Raw genomic sequence first — 17,141 nt, forward strand, 5'->3', positions numbered from 1 at the left:
TTATGCTTTTGCTGTTTATTTCGCAATCAGAAGTGAAAGATTTGTGATGTGAATAACAATAAATTTACATACTGGGTTTTATTGATAATAAAATCATACACTTAATAAAATTGATGGGTTTCTGTTAGACTTTTTGACGGAAAACGTGTTGTTTATAAAAGCATCTTTTAGGGATTGTTTACTTGTTAATGATGGGAAGGGGAAAGGCTATGCATGATTCATTAACCATCGCGCTGCTGCAGGCGCGGGAAGCGGCGATGTCGTACTTCCGCCCGATCGTGAAGCGCCATAACCTGACCGAGCAGCAGTGGCGCATCGTGCGCGTGCTGGCTGAACATCCGTCGATGGATTTTCACGATCTGGCGTTTCGCACCTGCATCCTGCGCCCGAGCCTGACGGGCATTCTGACGCGAATGGAGCGCGACGGCCTGGTGCTGCGCTTAAAGCCGGTGAACGACCAGCGCAAGCTGTACGTGTCGCTGACCAAAGAGGGGAATGCGCTGTATGAACACGCCCAGGCACAGGTCGAAGAGGCGTATCAGCAGATCGAGGCGGAATACACGCCGGAGAAGATGAAACAGCTGACGGCGCTGCTGGAAGAGTTTATTGAACTCGGAAACCGGCATAACGCAGCGCGGGAAGAAGAGTAAAAACCACAAATTCCAGGATGATTTTCGTAAAGTTTTCCCTTTCCAGGCCGAAAATTCTGTATCTGTCTGAGGAATGAGAAAACATGTTAAACCGTATCAAGATTGTCACCAGCTTAATGCTGGTTTTAGCGATATTTGGCCTTTTACAACTCACGTCCGGTGGTCTTTTCTTTAATGCCCTTAAGAATGACAAAGAGAATTTCACCGTCCTGCAAACCATTCGCCAGCAACAATCCACGCTGAACGCCAGCTGGGTAGCGTTGCTGCAAACCCGTAATACCCTGAACCGTGCGGGTATCCGCTACATGATGGATCAGAGCAATATCGGCAGCGGTGCGACCGTTAACGATTTGATGCAAATCGCGTCTACGTCTCTGAAACAGGCGGAAAAAAACTGGGCTGCCTACGAAGCCCTGCCGCGCGATCCGCGTCAAAGCGATGCGGATGCCATGGAGATCAAGCGTAACTATGATATTTACCACGGTGCGCTGGCGGAGCTGATTCAGCTGCTGGGTGCCGGCAAAATCAACGCCTTCTTCGACCAGCCGACCCAGAGCTATCAGGACGGTTTTGAGAAGCAGTATGTGAGCTACCTGCAGCAGAACGACAAGCTGTATCAGACGGCGGTCGAAGACAGCAACAGCTCCTACAGCCAGGCTATCTGGGTGCTGATCAGCGTCCTGATTGCCGTGCTGGTGGTGATCGTGGCCGTCTGGCTCAACATCAAGCAGACGCTGATCTCTCCGCTGAATCGTCTGATCGACAACATTCGCCATATCGCCAGCGGCGACCTGGTGAAGCGCATTGAGGTTCAGGGCACCAACGAGATGGGTGAACTGGCCGACTCGCTGCGCCATATGCAGAGTGAGCTGGTGCGTACCGTCGGCGACGTGCGTAACGGCGCGAACGCGATCTACAGCGGCGCGAGCGAAATTGCGATGGGCAATAACGACCTCTCTTCCCGTACTGAACAGCAGGCCGCTTCCCTGGAAGAGACCGCTGCCAGCATGGAGCAGCTGACGGCAACCGTTAAGCAGAACGCCGAAAACGCCCGTCAGGCGAGCCACCTTGCGCTGAGCGCCTCTGAAACCGCGCAGAAAGGCGGCAAAGTGGTGGATAACGTGGTGCAGACCATGCGCGATATCGCGGGTAGTTCGCAGAAAATTGCCGACATTATCAGCGTGATCGACGGCATTGCCTTCCAGACCAACATTCTGGCACTGAACGCGGCGGTAGAAGCGGCGCGTGCGGGCGAGCAGGGCCGTGGTTTTGCGGTGGTGGCAGGTGAAGTGCGTAACCTGGCCCAGCGCAGCGCCCAGGCGGCTCGCGAAATCAAGAGCCTGATTGAAGACTCCGTGGGCCGCGTGGAAGTGGGCTCAACGCTGGTAGAAAGCGCCGGTGAAACCATGGGTGAGATCGTGAACGCGGTGACCCGCGTAACGGACATCATGGGTGAAATCGCCTCTGCGTCTGACGAGCAGAGCCGCGGTATCGACCAGGTGGGTCTGGCGGTCGCTGAGATGGATCGCGTGACCCAGCAGAACGCCTCGCTGGTAGAGGAATCTGCCGCAGCGGCGGCCGCACTGGAAGAGCAGGCGAGCCGTCTGACTCAGGCCGTGGCGGTATTCCGCATTCAGCAGGAGCAGATGAAAGCGCGCGAATTCGCTGCGGCTAAAGCGGTTTCCACGCCGGTGATGGCGCGTAAAACCGCGACGGCCGATTCAGGCGATAACTGGGAAACGTTCTAACCCTGTGCGTTGTGCCGGGTGGCGGCTACGCCTTACCCGGCCTACGGAAGGTTGTTGCAGGCCCGGTAAGCGCAGCGCCACCGGGCGATATCAAAGCGGCAGACGCATGGCACAGCGGGAGTTATACGCTAAGCCGTGCGCTGCTTCTTCTTCACGTTTTTCACGCAGTTCAGGCGTGAGTTCAGCTACGTATTCAAACCCCAGCTTTGCATAGAACGGCGCGTTCCACGGTACGTCCCTGAACGTCGTCAACGTCAGCGACGCCAGCCCCAGCGTGCGGGCATGGTCTGCCACGCAGGCGATAAGCTGCCTGCCGATCCCTTTTCCCTGCCAGTCCAGATCAACCGAGAGTTCGACAATAAACAGTGATGAAGGGTGGGCCTCGGCAAGGATAAACCCGACGGGCTGGTCGTTCGCCAGCGCCAGCCAGCTTAGCCCACGTTCGGTATATTCAAGGTGCTGCTCAGCGGAAATGACCTCACCGTCGGCAAGCCAGGCGAGCTCCGGGTCTTCACGAAAGCGCTCGCCCGCCGCGCGTTCAATGGCGGGCAGGGAGGCAACGTCGCCGGGACGCGTGGGGCGGACGGTGAGGTTAAGGTCGACCATTAGCCTGCGCGACTCACAATTTTAATTTCGACCATGCCAATGCCGAGCTCTCGCGGTGAATGGCCGAGAATATTCCCTTCATTGGTGGACTGCGGTTCCGGCGGCACGATCACCAGGGTATTGCTGCGGGATGGGTTCTCAAAATGCAGCGTGTGCGTGCTCACGTCGTTCCCGAGCGTCAGTATCTGCTCCTGGCTGCCCACGCGAACCGGTACGGGCTTGTTAGCGTTGGGGCCATACGCTCTGGCGGTGATCACCAGGTCGAATTGTTCCGGCAGGGGATGGGCGTACTCAATTTTCACCTCATTGCCCAGCTGCGCGTTGGACCAGCGCCCCCAGGACTCCGGACGCGAGATGCCGCTAAACTGCTTCACTTCCTCGGGCGCGCCGGCCACGTTAAAGATAAAGCTGTCCGCTTTGTAGCGAATGTCGTTATCGCTGATTTTCAGCATGTCGACGTTACGCTGATAGCGCGCGGTATCAATCACCGTATCGTTAAACGCGGTTTTGCCTTTCCACTGGGCTTTATCCACGTGCTGTACGGTTTGCTCCCCACCGAGCTGACCCTGAGAGACGCACCAGTCGGTAGAAAGCGCCAGCGGCTGCGACCAGAGCTGGCCCATCTTGTAACATCTGTCGACCCAGACGAAGTTATCGCGTGGGGCAAAATCGGCCAGCTGATAGCGCAGCGGCGCGGAATATTCGCTTTCCGGCAGCGGCTCGACGCGCCCCGCCGACACGCGCACCAGCAGCGGCAGACGGAAGCTGCTGCCCGAGAAGGAAATCGTGTTTTTATCCCGATCGACGGTGAAGTCCTTCATCTCTTTCGGGAAGTTCCACAGGCGGATGATGTCTGGCTTCCAGGCGAGGATTTTATCCTTCATGTTGAGGAAGACTTCCGACAGGGATTGCCCCGACAGCGTGCTGCGGCCCAGGCCAATAAAGTTGTCGCCTCCCAGAATGTCCAGCACGGTTGCGCCGTTATCCATGGAGTTGCGTTTGGTGGCAATGACCTCCTGCTGCGGCTGGTCGCCGCGCAGGACGAAGAACAGGTTGCTGCGATCCTGCTTGTTGAGCCGATCCCAGGCGCTGTTTTTCATCGCCAGATGGTCAGACGAAACGACGATGACCGTGTTTTTGAACCAGGGCGAGGCTTTGATTTTATCGACCAGCGCGGCAATGTGCTCCTGGCTGCAGGTCACGGCGCTGAAAGACGTGTTGTTTTTGCCATCCACGTCATAGCTTTTGCGTTTGCAGCTGCGCGAGACGAACCCGTCCGGATGGTGGGTGTCCACCGTCAGCGCAAAGAGGGAGAAACGCTTGCCCGCGCGGGAAAGCTCCTCGAATTTCTTCCAGGTTTCGTCGAGTACCGTATCGTCATAGAAGCCCCAGTCGTTGCGGTAGTTCGGATCGGCAACCGTCGTTTTTAACTCCTCTGAGCCATACAGGTGGTCAAAACCGTGGGATTTCAGGAACACGTCTTTTCCGGCAAAGCGCAGGTTTGCCCCCTGCACAAAATAGTTTTCGTAGCCGGAGTTTTTCAGGATATCGCCGAGGCAAATATTCTGTGGGAAGAACGTCGACATCGAGGCTGAGGCGTTACCTTCAAAAGGCGCGAACAGCGGGATACCGCACTGTGAGGCAACCATCCCGGCAATCGTATAATCCGTACCCGGCAGCTGCATGGTGTGGCTGAAGTCGAGACCTTCGTTTTTCAGCGCGCCCAGGTCCGGCGTCAGGTTCGGGAAAGCATCGTTATCAAAGTACGTGCGTTCCAGGCTTTCGCCGTAGATGTAGACCAGGTTGAGCTTCGGGCTGGCGATCGTTTTGGACGGTTCTTTGTAGTAAGCCGCGAAATCCGGATCGCCGTCGCGCGACTGGGATTTCACCAGCTCGGTGATCTGATGGAACGCCGGGCTGGCGTCGACGGAGGCCAGCGCCAGGAATAACGCCAGCAGGCTGTAGCCATGATGGTGCGGAAGATGGCGACGTCGACGCAGCACCCAGGCCAGCGCGCCAAAAATCGTCACCAGCGCGACGATAAGGCCGAGCCCCGGAAGAATGTACTTGCCCACACCCGCGCCCGTCAGGCTGTTCGTTAGCGTGTAGAGCACCGCATCGTTAATACCGTCACCGGTAAAGTAGTCGCTGGCGTATAAGGTAATGTTTAAAATAATAAAAATGCCGAGTACCACCAGCGTGGCGATAAACCACCAGGTGTGACGGCCGGCTTTCCAGGCGTAAACGCCGACAGAAGCCAGAAAAAGGATAAGAGACATGAATTCTGACAACAGCATATCCTCATGACGCCAGGTGCTTCGCTGGCTAACTGTTTATTTTTTGGGTCATACAATGTAATTGCGATGTCGTTAAGCTGCAATTTTAGTGTCACGAAAGTGTGCTGTTGTTAGGATTTGGTTTAGAAAATCGTTTTTATGAAGAAGGTCGCATCCTGACAAACGGACGCTGAGACGGTGGCAGGTGGGAAAAACGCTCGTTTAGCGCCGCGTTGTAAGACTATCGCATTAAACGCGGCGTGTTGTGGCAGAAAAAGGGGTGGATCAGGAGATGAAATTAACGCCTTGTTTCAGCACCAGATCGCAGGCCTTGGTTTTCACCTGTTTTGCCAGAGAAGAGTTGCCGAGGGTGCTCAGGTTAAGCTGCTGCCCGTTTTGCGCGTTAAGCAGGCCCTGAATGCCGTCCATATAGTTGGTGTCCGCTTTTTGCTCCTGGGTATCCAGACCCAGTTTACCCAGCACCTGGTTTTTCACGTTTTGCGCGTCGGTCACGGAGGCCAGCTTTTGCTTCGCGCAATATTCCAGAATCCCCGCCGCGTTGTTCATCGTGCCCGCGCTAAGGCTCTGAGAGCTGTTGCCCAGCAGGCTGGTGAGGGAAGAGGCGGAGAGTCCACCCTGAGAGCTGCTGCTCTCTTTGGTCAGCTCATTTGCCGCGCTTGACAGGGACTCCTGCCAGGACGCCGCTTGCGCTGCGCCGGTCACCAGCAGCGCGCCTAAAAAGGTGCTGATTAGAATGTGTTTTTTCATCATGGCTCTCTCAAAAAGGTCCGTTTTGGGCCGAAGGGGTTCCAGTATATACCTGTGCCCAGGCGGCGATTCCTGGAACTGTCTTAATACTCTTTGCCGGTAACGCGGCTGCGGTAACTTTCCCAGTCGAAGATGACATAAAGACTGTTACCCAGCTTCATGCGGTCCATGACGCGTTCACCCAGTAAGCGGGTCATCTCGTCGATATTGTGGTTCGTCAGCATGCCGGTGGGGCGTTTGGACGAGGAGCGGCGGTCGACAATCTGGTTGATGATCACTTTTTCATAGCGGGATTCTGTCTGAACGCCAATCTCGTCGATGACCAGTAAATCGACATTGCTCAGATCGTTGAGCAATTGCTCTTCGCTGGTTTCGCGGTTGCTGAAGGTGTCTTTCATCGCGGACATGATATCGGCCACGGTGATGATAAGAACCGATTTACCCCGCAGAAGCAGCTCGTTGCAGATGGCGGCTGCAAGGTGGTTTTTTCCGGTACCCGGCTTGCCGCTAAAGATGAAGCTGGCGATATTGCCGTCGAATTCATCCACGTACTGACGGGCGGCGGCAAGGGCGTTCATTTGTCCGTTGGTTTCGACTTTATAGTTATCGAACGAGCAGTTCTGGTGGAGGGGACGGATACCGGAGCGGTTAAAGGTGCGCTGCATTTTCATCGCCCGGTTTTCCCTGGCGAGCGCGGCGGCGCGGATCTCACCTTGCTCTTTTTGCCACGCCAGCAGCTCTTCACCCGTGGTGAAAGCGGGCTTCACGTTGGCAGGCATCATTTTTTGCAGACGTTTCATCAGGTCGCCGACGTTCTTCATTTCGCACCTCGGAATCCGCTGGGGATCTGTTTATCCGGTTCGGAAAACGCGTTGATATCGCGTTTGGGCTGGCCGTTGTTGCCGGCGCGGGTAATTTGAAGATGACGCGCGAGCTTTTGCTGCCACTGAATGTGGGTGAAGACTTTCCCTTCCGCCTGCCACCAGGCGGTAAACGCGGCGAGCTCTTCCGCGGTGGCCGGCTGGGTTAGCGCAATGCCCCACAGCGCGGCCTGCCGCTGAAAATCCGTATCCGGCTGCCAGCCCGCGTACAGGGCAAATTTTCCCATCGGAACGGTCACGGGAACGTTGACCGGCTCATCAAAGAACTGGTTGTCCAGCGTGATATCGCTCGCCGGGCGTGACAGTTGCGCTTCAATCTCCAGAAGCTGTGCCAGACGTTCCGGCGTGATTGCGTAAAACGCCGGCGCGTTGTCGGCAAAAACCGCAACCGTGCCGCCTTCGGCATGGGTCAACACACCGCGTGGGTCGCGCATAAAGGCATCAATGCCAGCAATGCTGGTGGTCAGAATTCTGGAGGACATAACGCTTACTCTACTGATTACTACGGGCGTGATATGGGCTTATGGTAGCACAGAGAGAGGAAAGGGAAGGAGGGGATTTCCCCGGTGGCGCTGCGCTTACCGGGGCTACGGTCGTAGACCTGAAAAGCACAGCGCCATCAGGTATTTATCACGCGATGATATTCAGGGTCACGTCGATGTTGCCGCGGGTCGCGTTAGAGTACGGGCAAACAATGTGCGCCGCATCGACCAGCTTTTTGGCTTCCGCGGGATCCATACCCTCAACGTGGATGTTCAGTTTTGCCTCGATACCAAAACCGGTAGGCAGCGGTCCAATACCCACTTCGCCTTCAATAAAGGCATCTTTTGGCAGGGTGAATTTGTCGCGTGCGGCCACGAACTTCATCGCGCCCAGGAAGCAGGCAGAGTAGCCCGCAGCAAATAGCTGCTCAGGGTTCGTCACTTCTCCGCCCATGCCGCCCATCTCTTTTGGCACGCCCAGTTTTACGTCCAGTACGCCATCGGAAGAGGTCGCGCGGCCGTCACGGCCACCGGTTGCTTTTGCTTTGGCGGTATACACTACTTTTTCTAAAGACATGGCAGGTTCCTCATCTTGCTTTAATGTGTGCTATTAAATAGCGTGCGATATATATGGGTAATAATCACGCGTAAAGTATAGCTTTACGCGCGGTGTAGCTGTTGTCGCAAAAGTTCGAGCTGCTGTTTGAGCGCCAGCAAAGTGTCGGTATCACACTGCGCTGCGCAACCCACCGCATGGGGAATACCCAATGCCTGCTGCTGCAGTTCACGTCCCGCTTCGCTCAGGGTAACGGCGACCTGACGTTCGTCTTTACGCGAACGGTGACGGTTGATTAACCCACCGCTTTCCAGCCGTTTTAACAGCGGCGTCAGTGTCGCAGAATCCAGAAACAGGCGTTCGCCGATGTCCGACACCGTGACGTCATCCTGCTCCCACAGCACCAGCATCACCAGATATTGCGGGTAAGTCAGGTTCAGCGGTGCTAGCAGTTGCCGGTATAGCTTATTAAGCGCCAGATTTGCCGAATAGAGAGCAAAGCAGAGCTGGTTATCCAGCTTGAGCGCAGCGGTTGCGTCGTTCGTTTTCGCGTTCATAAGATGAATATAGATAGTGTGCGATTTAATTGCAAGCAATTTTATGGGCAGGTGTAGCGGAGCGCCACCTGAACGGCCATTTTGCGGTAGTGCTGGCGCTGAGCCTGTTCGTCCGCCCCGTCTTCAAACAGGAGCGTGAAGGTGTAGCTGTTGGCAACGTAGTGAAAGCTGAAGCTGCTTATCAGGCGGTGAAGATCGCGGGCGTCAACCGTCTGGCTGAAGAGCTGCTTTTCTTTGCCCCGGAGCAGGATGCCCTCCAGCAGGTCTAGCGCGCTACGGTTAACCTGGCGAAGATAGCTCGACTGCTGCATAAAGCGGCCCCGCTGCATGTTTTCCATGCAGATAATCCGGATGTAGTCCGGGTGGTCGGCATGATAGTCAAAGGTGGCTTCAACCAGGTTGACCAGCGCTTCGACGGGGGGCATTCCCGCCAGGCTTAGCGCTTTTTCACTGGCGCGAATCTGGGTGTAAACATGTTCCAGAACCAGGAGATAGAGATTCTCTTTATTCTTAAAATGATAAACCACCATGCGTTTGGTGGTACCCGCTTTCTCCGCGATCTGCTCCATGCGGGCACCGTTCAATCCATACTCGGCAAAAAGCGCGATGGCGCTCTGAAAAATTTTCTCTTTCAGGCTGGATTCTTCGCTGTGCTCGGGGTGTTCGCTGCCAGGGTTAGCCACATCCTTTCCTTATTTTCACCAAACGGACCAGAAAGATTATCTCCATGGCAGCGAAATAACACAAATATCAAACGCGTGGGCGTTTGCGGTACAGCCACAGCCCGGGGATCGACAGCCCGATAGAGAGCGCGCCGACGATGGACGACGCCTTAAGAAAGTTGCTCAGGAGAAGGATCATCTGAGGCTCGGTGTAGCCAAAGTGGCTGATTTTCACCGCGGAAATCATCGCCGTATAGGCAGATATGCCGGGGAACATTGGGATCACGGCGGCGACGGTGAACACCTTGGGATGCGCCAGATACCAGCGCGACCACTGAATGCCGATACTGCCAACCAGCATGGAGGCCATAAATGTCGACCATTCGATGTTAAATCCTGCGGTCATCATCACCATTCGCGAGCCATGGCCAATCGCGCCCAGCAGCGCACACCATCGCAGAGCGCGTTGCGGAACGTTAAACACCATCGCAAAGCCGACGGCAGGAATGGCGGCCAGAAGCATGTCCTGTGCCAGCGCCAGCAGAAAACCTATCACGCCCATCCGCGTAACCCCCAGAGTGTCATGGCCATCACAACGCCGATGCAGGTCGCCAGCGTCAGCAGGCTGGCAATAGCCCAGCGTGCCAGACCGGTATTGATGTGTCCTTTAAACATGTCGGCGACGGCGTTAATCAACGGAAAGCCCGGAACCAGCAGAAGCACGCTGGCGGCCATGGCAATTGTCGGGGTAGTGGCAAACTGCGGCAGGCGCAGCAGCAGGCCGGAAACCGTGGTGGCGACAAACGCGGTAATGCAGAAGTTAATTTGCGGATGCAGCTGCCGGTGCGTCAGCAGCTGGCGAACATACATGGCGATACTGCTGGCGAAAAAGGTGACGATCGCGCCGTCCCAGCCGCCTTTATTGAGCTTACAAAAGCAGGCGCAAGACAGCCCTACCATCACTACGACAAGCCAGCGCGGATAACGCAATGGCTTAATTTGGCTGAACCGTTTTTCAATCTCCCGAAGATCGAGAAGCTTATGTTCAGCAAGGATGACGATGTGCTGCACTTCGGTCACGACATGCATGTTAATGCCGCGATCATGGTTTTTGCGGGTGGAGGTCAGGCACTGGCCGTCTTTGATCGTGGTCAGCACGATGGCATTAGATGAAATAGCGCTTTCAACGCTATCCATACCCAGCGCCAGTCCCAGCCGGGTGGAAAGCTCCTCAACCAGCGCGCTTTCCGCGCCGTGCTGGAGCAGAAAAAGACCGCACTGAATACATAGCCGCGTGATAGCACGCTGCGTTGACCGATCTGCCTGCATGTATTGTCCTGAAGAAGGTGGAAAGTTGCCGGTTGGCCCATAGCGATTACTTTTAGCACAAAGTGCAGTGCCTCTTGCTGTGGGCCAGATCAAGGTTTATGCAAACAGTTGCAGCCCCTACGTGCGGAAGGGGTTGGGATTAATTCATCATTCTGGTGAATTATAATTATTGAAAGATAAGTTATATATATTTAGTTATTCTAATTTTATATTGTAGTTATTTTAATGACACTGCAATTAAATTTAATTTCGCTTTGTGAGATATTACTGCTGTTTAGGTATTTCTTAAACTAAGAATACATCTCATCTTCTGCTTGTATTAACCTGCTTTACACTCAGGGACGAAAATACTCATACGTTGATGCATTTTAACGTTACTCATCACATGAAGAATGGACACGGAGGGTCTATGTTGTCTTTGCACGGTAAGCATAGCGTTATCATTAGCCGGATACCGGTCATGCAAAACGGGTTGGGGGGCGTAATGACTCGCCATTTTCCCGATTTTGAATTGACCTATTGCAGCTCATTGCAGGAGTTAACACTGCTCCAGCTACGCCGCGCTGACGTCATCATTGCCGATATTACAGGCGAATACTGGAATCCTCGGGGCGCGCTCGAAGAGTATTTCAATTTATTGAATCAATACCGGAACATTCACTGGATCTTTTTAGTTTCGCGGCCGCTTAACCCTATTGCCGTTGAGCTACTTGTGCGCCCGGAAAGTACGTTGCTTTCTGATATGGAACCCATTGAAGGCCTGGTTAACGCTATTCGGGCAGGTAGTGAACGCGCAGAGCGGGTAAGCCAGACGTTGTTAGCCCCTGAACCTCAAAGTACGGAGGACGAAGACGAAAACGTTATTGCCCTTACGCACTCCGAACGCAAAGTTTTGCGACTGTTAGGTAAAGGATGGGGGATTAACCAAATCGCCACATTGCTCAAGAAGAGCAATAAAACCGTCAGTGCGCAGAAAAACAGTGCGATGCGACGGCTGTCATTACGCAGTAATGCCGATATGTACGCCTGGATAAACAGTACACAGGGAATGCGAGAGCTGAGTTTGATGTCAGCCTATGGAGAGTTCGAGGAATGGAAAAAACCGATTCAACAAGACATATCGCCATCGTCGAAAATTGCACGATGAGTGCTGTTGGGCTGCAGCATCTTTTTGCGATGCCCGGCCTGAATCATTATCAGCTGCATCTGTTTAGTGAATTTGACAGCTTTAAGAAAGCACTTCAGCACATCAATTTTTTCTCGCTGATCTATTCATATTCCGATGCGCGAGAAGAGCGTCGTAGCTGCCTGGCGCACCTGCGGGATTTTGCGTTTACGCATGGCCATATCCAGCGCATTATCCTGGTCGCTGATGAGATGGAAGCAAGATTGATTAGCCATCTTTCCCCGTCACGCCTTCACGGTGTGGTCAGTAAATCGCTGAAGCTTGAGCTCCTGCAGAAGGAACTCATGGTGTTGCTGAGCGAAACCCTGCGCATCAATGACAATATGATGAATCACTGGTACCAGAGTCAAAGCAGAATGTTAAGCCCAACGGAACGGGCAATATTGTGTTATATGTCTTGCGGCTATTCCATTCCTCAAATCGCGGCACAGCTTGAACGCAATATTAAGACCATCCGGGCGCATAAGTTTAATGCGATGGTCAAGCTGGGGGTGAATTCTGACGTAGGGCTGCTCGATGCGGCGGATATTATTACCCACCTTTCGGCAAGAGAACCGCGAAGTTCGATACTCAGCAAGCCGACTTTTTTATAACCTGCCTGATGAGCGCCAGACAGGCTCTGGCGCATCAATCAGATGCAAACATCAACCCATTTTGCGGAAGTCAGCTCTGCCATTCTGTCAGGTGAAATACGCACGGCACTATGAATTGCGCCTGCTGCGGGCAGAACTTCGGCGTACTGCTTTAATGAGATATCGCAGTAAACCGCGAGCGGGTTTTCAAGGCCGAACGGGCACACGCCGCCAACGGGGTGACCGGTGATGGTCACCACTTCATCACTGCTGAGCATGCGCGCTTTTGCACCAAACGTATCTTTCAGCTTTTTGTTATCCAGGCGCGCATCGCCTTTCGCCACCACCAGTATCACCTCATTTTTCACCTTTAATGACAAGGTCTTGGCGATTTGTCCCGGTTCAACACGATGGGCGGCAGCAGCCAACGCAACGGTAGCAGTACTCTGGCTAAGTTCAATAACGTCTATATCCGGCGCGTTGTCGGCAAAAAACTGCTGTACAGACTGCAAACTCATTGTTTCCTCCTGACAAATATCCTGCGTAATCTGTCATAAGAATTTATGCTCTGTAAATATCTCTTCAGTAACAAATATCCCGAACGGCTGATTTCTGGATCCTCTTCACAATCACAGAAACCGGTTACAGTAACCGGTTGCAGAGCGTGATGCGTCGATTAATACTGAGTACGTAACGTCCCCTGTATCCAATAATAAGAGCAAATTATGAAACCATTCCGTCTGAGCAGTACCACTGGTCCACAAGCCAGCAAGGTTGTGAAGGTGATTTATGGAACAACGTGCGGCGCAAATGTGCCCGTAACAAACGTCTGACAGGAGATCTGCCATGTCTGCCAACCATGCTGCGTTTAACCTGATATTCCGTTTTGTTGAAAATTACGTGAGCCCGATTGCCGGGCGGATCTCTTCCCAGCGTCATGTCATGGCTATCCGTGATGGGTTTATCTCTGCGATGCCATTTATGATTGTGGGTTCGTTTCTGTTAGTGTTCGCATACCCGCCGTTTTCGCCGGATACCTCCTGGGGTTTCGCCCGAGCCTGGCTGGATATGGCGAAGCAGTTTGAAGGCCAAATCCTGACGCCGTTTGATATGACGATGGGCATTATGTCCATTTATATCTGTGCGGCCATCGCCTATAACCTTGGCAAACACTATGTCAAATCGCACCAGTTAGACCCGTTTATGTGCGCCATGCTGTCGCTGATGGCGTTTCTGCTGGTCGCGGCACCGAAAACCAAAGGCACGCTGCCTGTCGATAGCCTGGGTGGGACGGGCATTTTTACCGCGATCCTGGTGGCGATCTACTGCGTTGAGATGATGCGTTTCCTCAAGGCGCATAACATCGGTATTCGCCTGCCAGATCAGGTTCCTCCGATGATCAAAAACTCTTTTGATCTGCTCATCCCGGTGCTGGTAGTGGTGTTGACGCTTTATCCTCTGAGCCTGCTCATTCAGTCTCAGTTCGGCATGCTGATCCCGCAGGCCATTATGTCGGTCTTTAAACCTCTGGTTTCCGCAGCGGATTCCCTGCCTGCGATCCTGCTGGCCGTGTTGATTGGCCATCTGCTGTGGTTCGCCGGGATCCACGGCGCCGCCATCGTCTCCGGGATGCTGCAGATGTTCTGGCTGACTAACCTGGGTGCGAACCAGACCGCGCTGGCCGCCAGCCAGCCTCTGCCACATATTTTTATGGAGGCGTTCTGGACGTTCTTTATCGTGATTGGCGGGTCGGGCGCCACGATGGGGCTGGTGATTTGCTATCTGCGTAGCCGTTCAGCGCATTTACGCTCTATCGGGCGTTTGAGCGTGGTACCCAGCTTCTTCAACATCAATGAACCCGTTATCTTCGGTACGCCAATCGTGATGAACCCGGTGTTCTTTATTCCGTTCCTGCTGGCACCGATGGTAAATGCCGTGCTGGCCTGGGCGGCGATGACGTTTGACCTGATTGGCCGCGTCATCTCAGTGGTTCCCTGGACGGCACCAGCGCCAATAGGCGCAGCGTGGGCTCTGGGCTGGGATTTCCGCGCGGCTATTCTGGTTGTGGTTCTGGCCTGCGTATCGGCAATCATCTACTTCCCGTTCTTCAAAGTGTACGAGAAACAGCTGCTGGAGCAGGAAGCGGAAGAGGCACAGCGTAACGCGGAAGAGGACAATCAGCAGGTGGCTTAGGTTAAAGCAAAACGGCAACTTAGGTTGCCGTTTTTAGTGTTTGTTCCCTCTCCCTGAGGGAGAGGGGCAGGATGAGGGCATCAGGCCGTGGCCGATTATTTCAGCGTGCAATCCCCGCACTGCTTAACGTCCGGCAGGCGATAGCGCTGGCAGCAGGTGCGGCGAACCAGAAGCCCATCACGGAGCACGACGGTACGGAATAACGGGTTGTCACGGCCATCGGAAAGCTGTTTTGCAAAGAAACAGGACTGACGCAGGGCATCAACGTTCTCATCACCAAGCAGAGGCTTCATTTCCGTTAAATACCAGTGGATTAAATAGCCCGTATTGCTCCAGATAAGCTTCGCGTTAATCTCTCCCGTCGCTTCAAGCGCGTCCACGACCGGGATCAGGGCCTGGGTGATAAGCTGCTCCATGCGTTCCTGAGCCGTCAGGCGTTCCGCGTTCTGGTCTTCGTGCAGATCAATCCAGAAACAGGCTGCGCGCCCGGTTTCGTGAAACTCGACGTGGAAATTATCCGGCGAAAGTTCCAGCATGCTCTTCTGGGTTAACAGCGCCAGCATGAGGGGAGGCACCATCAGCCCGATATACCACTGCGCCCAAAGAGAAAGCAGTGGTTTATTTTCCCGCGTAAGAGTGGGCTGATTGCGATAGATATGGTCGGAATAGGTGGCCAGCAGCGACTGCAGTTTTGTCGGTTGACGCCACTCTGAGAGCGTCATGGCGTGGTTCGGGTGCGCTTCATCAAGGCGGATAAAGTCCAGCAGGTGGGCGCGCGTCTCCGCAATCTTATCCCGTATGGCATCCGCAAGCGAAGCATTCCCGCTGGTGAGGGGCGCTCGCCAGAGGAGGGGCTCGACGATGTGTGCGGTATGCGTAGCCATAGTATAGATAGAAATCTAAATGATAATGATTGCCAATCCTAACTATTGCTCATATCAATGGCAAGACTTTTGTCTTTAAGACACCGCCGTGATGTTTATGCCGTCTGCAGCTCTTCACTTAACAGAATGTTATTGCGCCCCATATGCTTTGCTTCGTAGAGGGCTTTGTCCGCTTTTTCCAGCGCGCCTTCCACGTCTTCATCCTCGAAAATGGCAATACCAATGCTGATGGTGACGTTTGTCGCGACACTCTCGTTAAACAGATGCGGGATTTTCAAATCGTAGACTTTCTGACGGATCCGCTCGGCCGTCTGGCGAGCATGTTCGAGTGAAATATTGGTCAGCAGCACCATGAACTCTTCTCCGCCAAAACGCGCCACAATATCGCGAGAACGCACGGCGTCGCGGATTGCCGCAGAGACGCGCTTCAGCGCCTGATCGCCCATCATATGGCCATAGTGATCGTTATAGGCTTTGAAGTGATCGATATCCATCAGCAGGACAAAGTGCTCGCCATTTTCTACCGTCGGCAGGTTCTCCAGACGGCTTTGCAGACCGCGACGATTATAGAGCCCGGTAAGCGGGTCCATCATGCTGAGATCGGTAAGGGTTTCTCGCTCTTCCAACAGGCGCGAGAGCAATTCCTGAGCGAAACGGTCGTTACGCGTTTGCAAAATGTTATGAATAGCAATTGCCACCACAGGAAGTGCGAAAGAATAGGTCATTCTCAGCCATATATCGTGATCGCTTAGCCACAGGCAGACAATAAAGGTGGGCAATGAGTGCAGCGTAAATGCTTTGATATTACTCGCGAATGCCAGCGTTCCGATAAAAAGTACCGTTAATAGAGCGATTAACAAATACGTCGCGTGGTCGTGGGGAATTAAGGCGAATTTAGACTCAATTTGCCAGGCCCACAAAATACCGAAGATCCCTGAAACAACGGGAATATTTATCTTCCGCGCGCGCTTTCTCCAGTGCCAGACGAACAGGCCGGTGCTGATGGAGAAAATAGCAATAAGTGGGGCAGATAATAGGCGTACAGAATTGAGCGGATTTGTTACCGAGAACACTGCCGAAGTTGCGTTCAGAAATAAAAATAAACGTAACGACAATTGATATTTTCTGTGAACCAAAGACCGCCAGGATTGTGATGTCATAGTCGTGCGTTTTTATTAAAATTTAATTAAAACAAATAAGTAGGTGCTGTTTCGCAATAAAACATGCAAAAAACTCAAAGAGTAATTATCAGAAAATCTTTAGATGTTGTTAACAGGTGTGCAATTTATCACCTTAGGCAATTCCTGTCATTACGGGAAAGGTAAAGGTCGATGGATTTTGATTCATTCAGCTGACAAATGATAACTTGTGTCATATGATATTGGTTATCATTATCGTTGCGAGAGGGCAGATCATGTTGAACAGGGCGCTTGGCAGTGGTTGGGGGGTATTGCTACCGGGAGCCATTCTCGGCGGGTTGATGTTTGCCGATCTCTCCCTTGATACCTGGAAAGCGATCATTGTGTCAGGACTGTTAGTCACGTCAGGCATGATCTGGCATAAGCAGCTTCGCCACTTTGTTTTGCTGCCATCATGCGTAGCACTGGTCAGTGGAATTCTGGTGATACTGATGAGTTTGAAATAACAGGGAAAAACAAGGGAAACTTCAGAAGGGATGTAAGATAATTGGTGCGAGGGGGGGGACTCGAACCCCCACATCCTAAGGACACTAACACCTGAAGCTAGCGCGTCTACCAATTCCGCCACCTTCGCACAGTCATCTTACTATTG

General features: G+C 53.4%; 19 protein-coding genes and 1 tRNA gene. 6 read left to right on the plus strand and 14 right to left on the minus strand.

Annotated elements, in window-relative coordinates; genetic code table 11:
- The first annotated feature begins 209 nt into the window (after positions 1-209).
- Together hpaR and tsr are read left to right on the plus strand one after the other, a co-directional pair.
- Positions 210-650, plus strand: a complete 441-nt coding sequence (gene hpaR / locus NI40_RS02910) for a homoprotocatechuate degradation operon regulator HpaR (protein ID WP_023334396.1) — start codon at positions 210-212, stop codon at positions 648-650.
- A gap of 83 nt (positions 651-733) precedes the next feature.
- Positions 734-2,398 carry a methyl-accepting chemotaxis protein gene (gene tsr, locus NI40_RS02915; protein WP_033146482.1) on the plus strand — a complete coding sequence of 555 codons (1,665 nt, stop codon included), beginning with the start codon at positions 734-736 and terminating at the stop codon, positions 2,396-2,398.
- A 90-nt stretch (positions 2,399-2,488) separates the two neighbouring features.
- Here tsr and NI40_RS02920 read toward each other — a convergent pair whose 3' ends face one another.
- The 10 genes from NI40_RS02920 to NI40_RS02965 form a co-directional block, all read right to left on the minus strand.
- Entirely contained in the window at positions 2,489-3,004 is a 516-nt protein-coding gene (locus NI40_RS02920; RefSeq protein WP_039262289.1) for a GNAT family N-acetyltransferase, read from the minus strand.
- Positions 3,004-5,295 carry a phosphatidylglycerol--membrane-oligosaccharide glycerophosphotransferase gene (gene opgB, locus NI40_RS02925; RefSeq protein WP_039262293.1) on the minus strand — a complete coding sequence of 764 codons (2,292 nt, stop codon included), beginning with the start codon at positions 5,293-5,295 and terminating at the stop codon, positions 3,004-3,006. Before opgB ends, NI40_RS02920 begins: the two co-directional genes overlap by 1 nt.
- A 270-nt stretch (positions 5,296-5,565) precedes the next feature.
- Positions 5,566-6,048: a DUF2501 domain-containing protein gene (locus NI40_RS02930; RefSeq protein WP_080338145.1), complete on the minus strand. Its 483-nt coding sequence runs from the start codon at positions 6,046-6,048 to the stop codon at positions 5,566-5,568.
- Positions 6,049-6,131: 83 nt separating this feature from the next.
- Positions 6,132-6,869, minus strand: a complete 738-nt coding sequence (gene dnaC / locus NI40_RS02935) for a DNA replication protein DnaC (protein ID WP_023334409.1) — start codon at positions 6,867-6,869, stop codon at positions 6,132-6,134.
- Positions 6,866-7,411, minus strand: coding sequence for a primosomal protein DnaT (gene dnaT / locus NI40_RS02940; protein WP_039262291.1), 546 nt, complete (start codon positions 7,409-7,411; stop codon positions 6,866-6,868). The genes dnaC and dnaT overlap by 4 nt, the downstream gene beginning before the upstream one ends.
- Positions 7,412-7,559: 148 nt before the next feature.
- Positions 7,560-7,988 carry an organic hydroperoxide resistance protein gene (locus tag NI40_RS02945; protein ID WP_023310299.1) on the minus strand — a complete coding sequence of 143 codons (429 nt, stop codon included), beginning with the start codon at positions 7,986-7,988 and terminating at the stop codon, positions 7,560-7,562.
- A gap of 83 nt (positions 7,989-8,071) precedes the next feature.
- Complete coding sequence (locus NI40_RS02950) at positions 8,072-8,524, minus strand: MarR family winged helix-turn-helix transcriptional regulator (protein ID WP_033146484.1); 453 nt, start codon at positions 8,522-8,524, stop codon at positions 8,072-8,074.
- Between the two features lie 41 nt (positions 8,525-8,565).
- The gene (locus NI40_RS02955; protein WP_033144567.1) at positions 8,566-9,207 is read right to left on the minus strand and encodes a TetR family transcriptional regulator; all 642 of its coding nucleotides are present in this window, start codon (positions 9,205-9,207) and stop codon (positions 8,566-8,568) included.
- A gap of 67 nt (positions 9,208-9,274) precedes the next feature.
- Positions 9,275-9,748, minus strand: a complete 474-nt coding sequence (locus tag NI40_RS02960) for a threonine/serine exporter (protein WP_039262292.1) — start codon at positions 9,746-9,748, stop codon at positions 9,275-9,277.
- Positions 9,739-10,515, minus strand: a complete 777-nt coding sequence (locus NI40_RS02965) for a threonine/serine ThrE exporter family protein (RefSeq protein ID WP_023310303.1) — start codon at positions 10,513-10,515, stop codon at positions 9,739-9,741. The genes NI40_RS02960 and NI40_RS02965 overlap by 10 nt, the downstream gene beginning before the upstream one ends.
- A gap of 409 nt (positions 10,516-10,924) precedes the next feature.
- Here NI40_RS02965 and NI40_RS02970 point away from each other — a divergent pair, with 409 nt between their 5' ends.
- Together NI40_RS02970 and bglJ are read left to right on the plus strand one after the other, a co-directional pair.
- Positions 10,925-11,662 carry a helix-turn-helix transcriptional regulator gene (locus NI40_RS02970; protein WP_039260920.1) on the plus strand — a complete coding sequence of 246 codons (738 nt, stop codon included), beginning with the start codon at positions 10,925-10,927 and terminating at the stop codon, positions 11,660-11,662.
- Positions 11,659-12,294, plus strand: coding sequence for a DNA-binding transcriptional activator BglJ (bglJ, locus tag NI40_RS02975; protein ID WP_039260918.1), 636 nt, complete (start codon positions 11,659-11,661; stop codon positions 12,292-12,294). The genes NI40_RS02970 and bglJ overlap by 4 nt, the downstream gene beginning before the upstream one ends.
- A 38-nt stretch (positions 12,295-12,332) precedes the next feature.
- Here the strand turns inward: bglJ and NI40_RS02980 are convergent, their stop codons facing one another.
- The gene (locus NI40_RS02980) at positions 12,333-12,791 is read right to left on the minus strand and encodes a YbaK/EbsC family protein (protein WP_008502085.1); all 459 of its coding nucleotides are present in this window, start codon (positions 12,789-12,791) and stop codon (positions 12,333-12,335) included.
- Between the two features lie 328 nt (positions 12,792-13,119).
- Here NI40_RS02980 and NI40_RS02985 point away from each other — a divergent pair, with 328 nt between their 5' ends.
- The gene (locus tag NI40_RS02985) at positions 13,120-14,466 is read left to right on the plus strand and encodes a PTS sugar transporter subunit IIC (RefSeq protein ID WP_039260917.1); all 1,347 of its coding nucleotides are present in this window, start codon (positions 13,120-13,122) and stop codon (positions 14,464-14,466) included.
- Positions 14,467-14,561: 95 nt separating this feature from the next.
- Here NI40_RS02985 and fhuF read toward each other — a convergent pair whose 3' ends face one another.
- Both fhuF and NI40_RS02995 read right to left on the minus strand, forming a co-directional pair.
- Positions 14,562-15,350, minus strand: a complete 789-nt coding sequence (fhuF, locus tag NI40_RS02990) for a siderophore-iron reductase FhuF (protein WP_033144570.1) — start codon at positions 15,348-15,350, stop codon at positions 14,562-14,564.
- Positions 15,351-15,445: 95 nt separating this feature from the next.
- Positions 15,446-16,510 carry a GGDEF domain-containing protein gene (locus NI40_RS02995; RefSeq protein WP_039260916.1) on the minus strand — a complete coding sequence of 355 codons (1,065 nt, stop codon included), beginning with the start codon at positions 16,508-16,510 and terminating at the stop codon, positions 15,446-15,448.
- 215 nt (positions 16,511-16,725) lie between these two features.
- On the opposite strand from NI40_RS02995, the gene NI40_RS03000 reads away from it, so the two are divergent.
- Positions 16,726-16,995, plus strand: a complete 270-nt coding sequence (locus NI40_RS03000; protein ID WP_039260915.1) for a DUF1435 domain-containing protein — start codon at positions 16,726-16,728, stop codon at positions 16,993-16,995.
- Between the two features lie 42 nt (positions 16,996-17,037).
- Here NI40_RS03000 and NI40_RS03005 read toward each other — a convergent pair.
- Positions 17,038-17,123: transfer RNA gene (locus NI40_RS03005), tRNA-Leu, on the minus strand.
- Positions 17,124-17,141 lie beyond the last annotated feature (18 nt).

This window comes from Enterobacter sp. E20 (assembly GCF_000801755.2).
In the GTDB taxonomy this organism is placed as follows: domain Bacteria; phylum Pseudomonadota; class Gammaproteobacteria; order Enterobacterales; family Enterobacteriaceae; genus Enterobacter; species Enterobacter asburiae_B.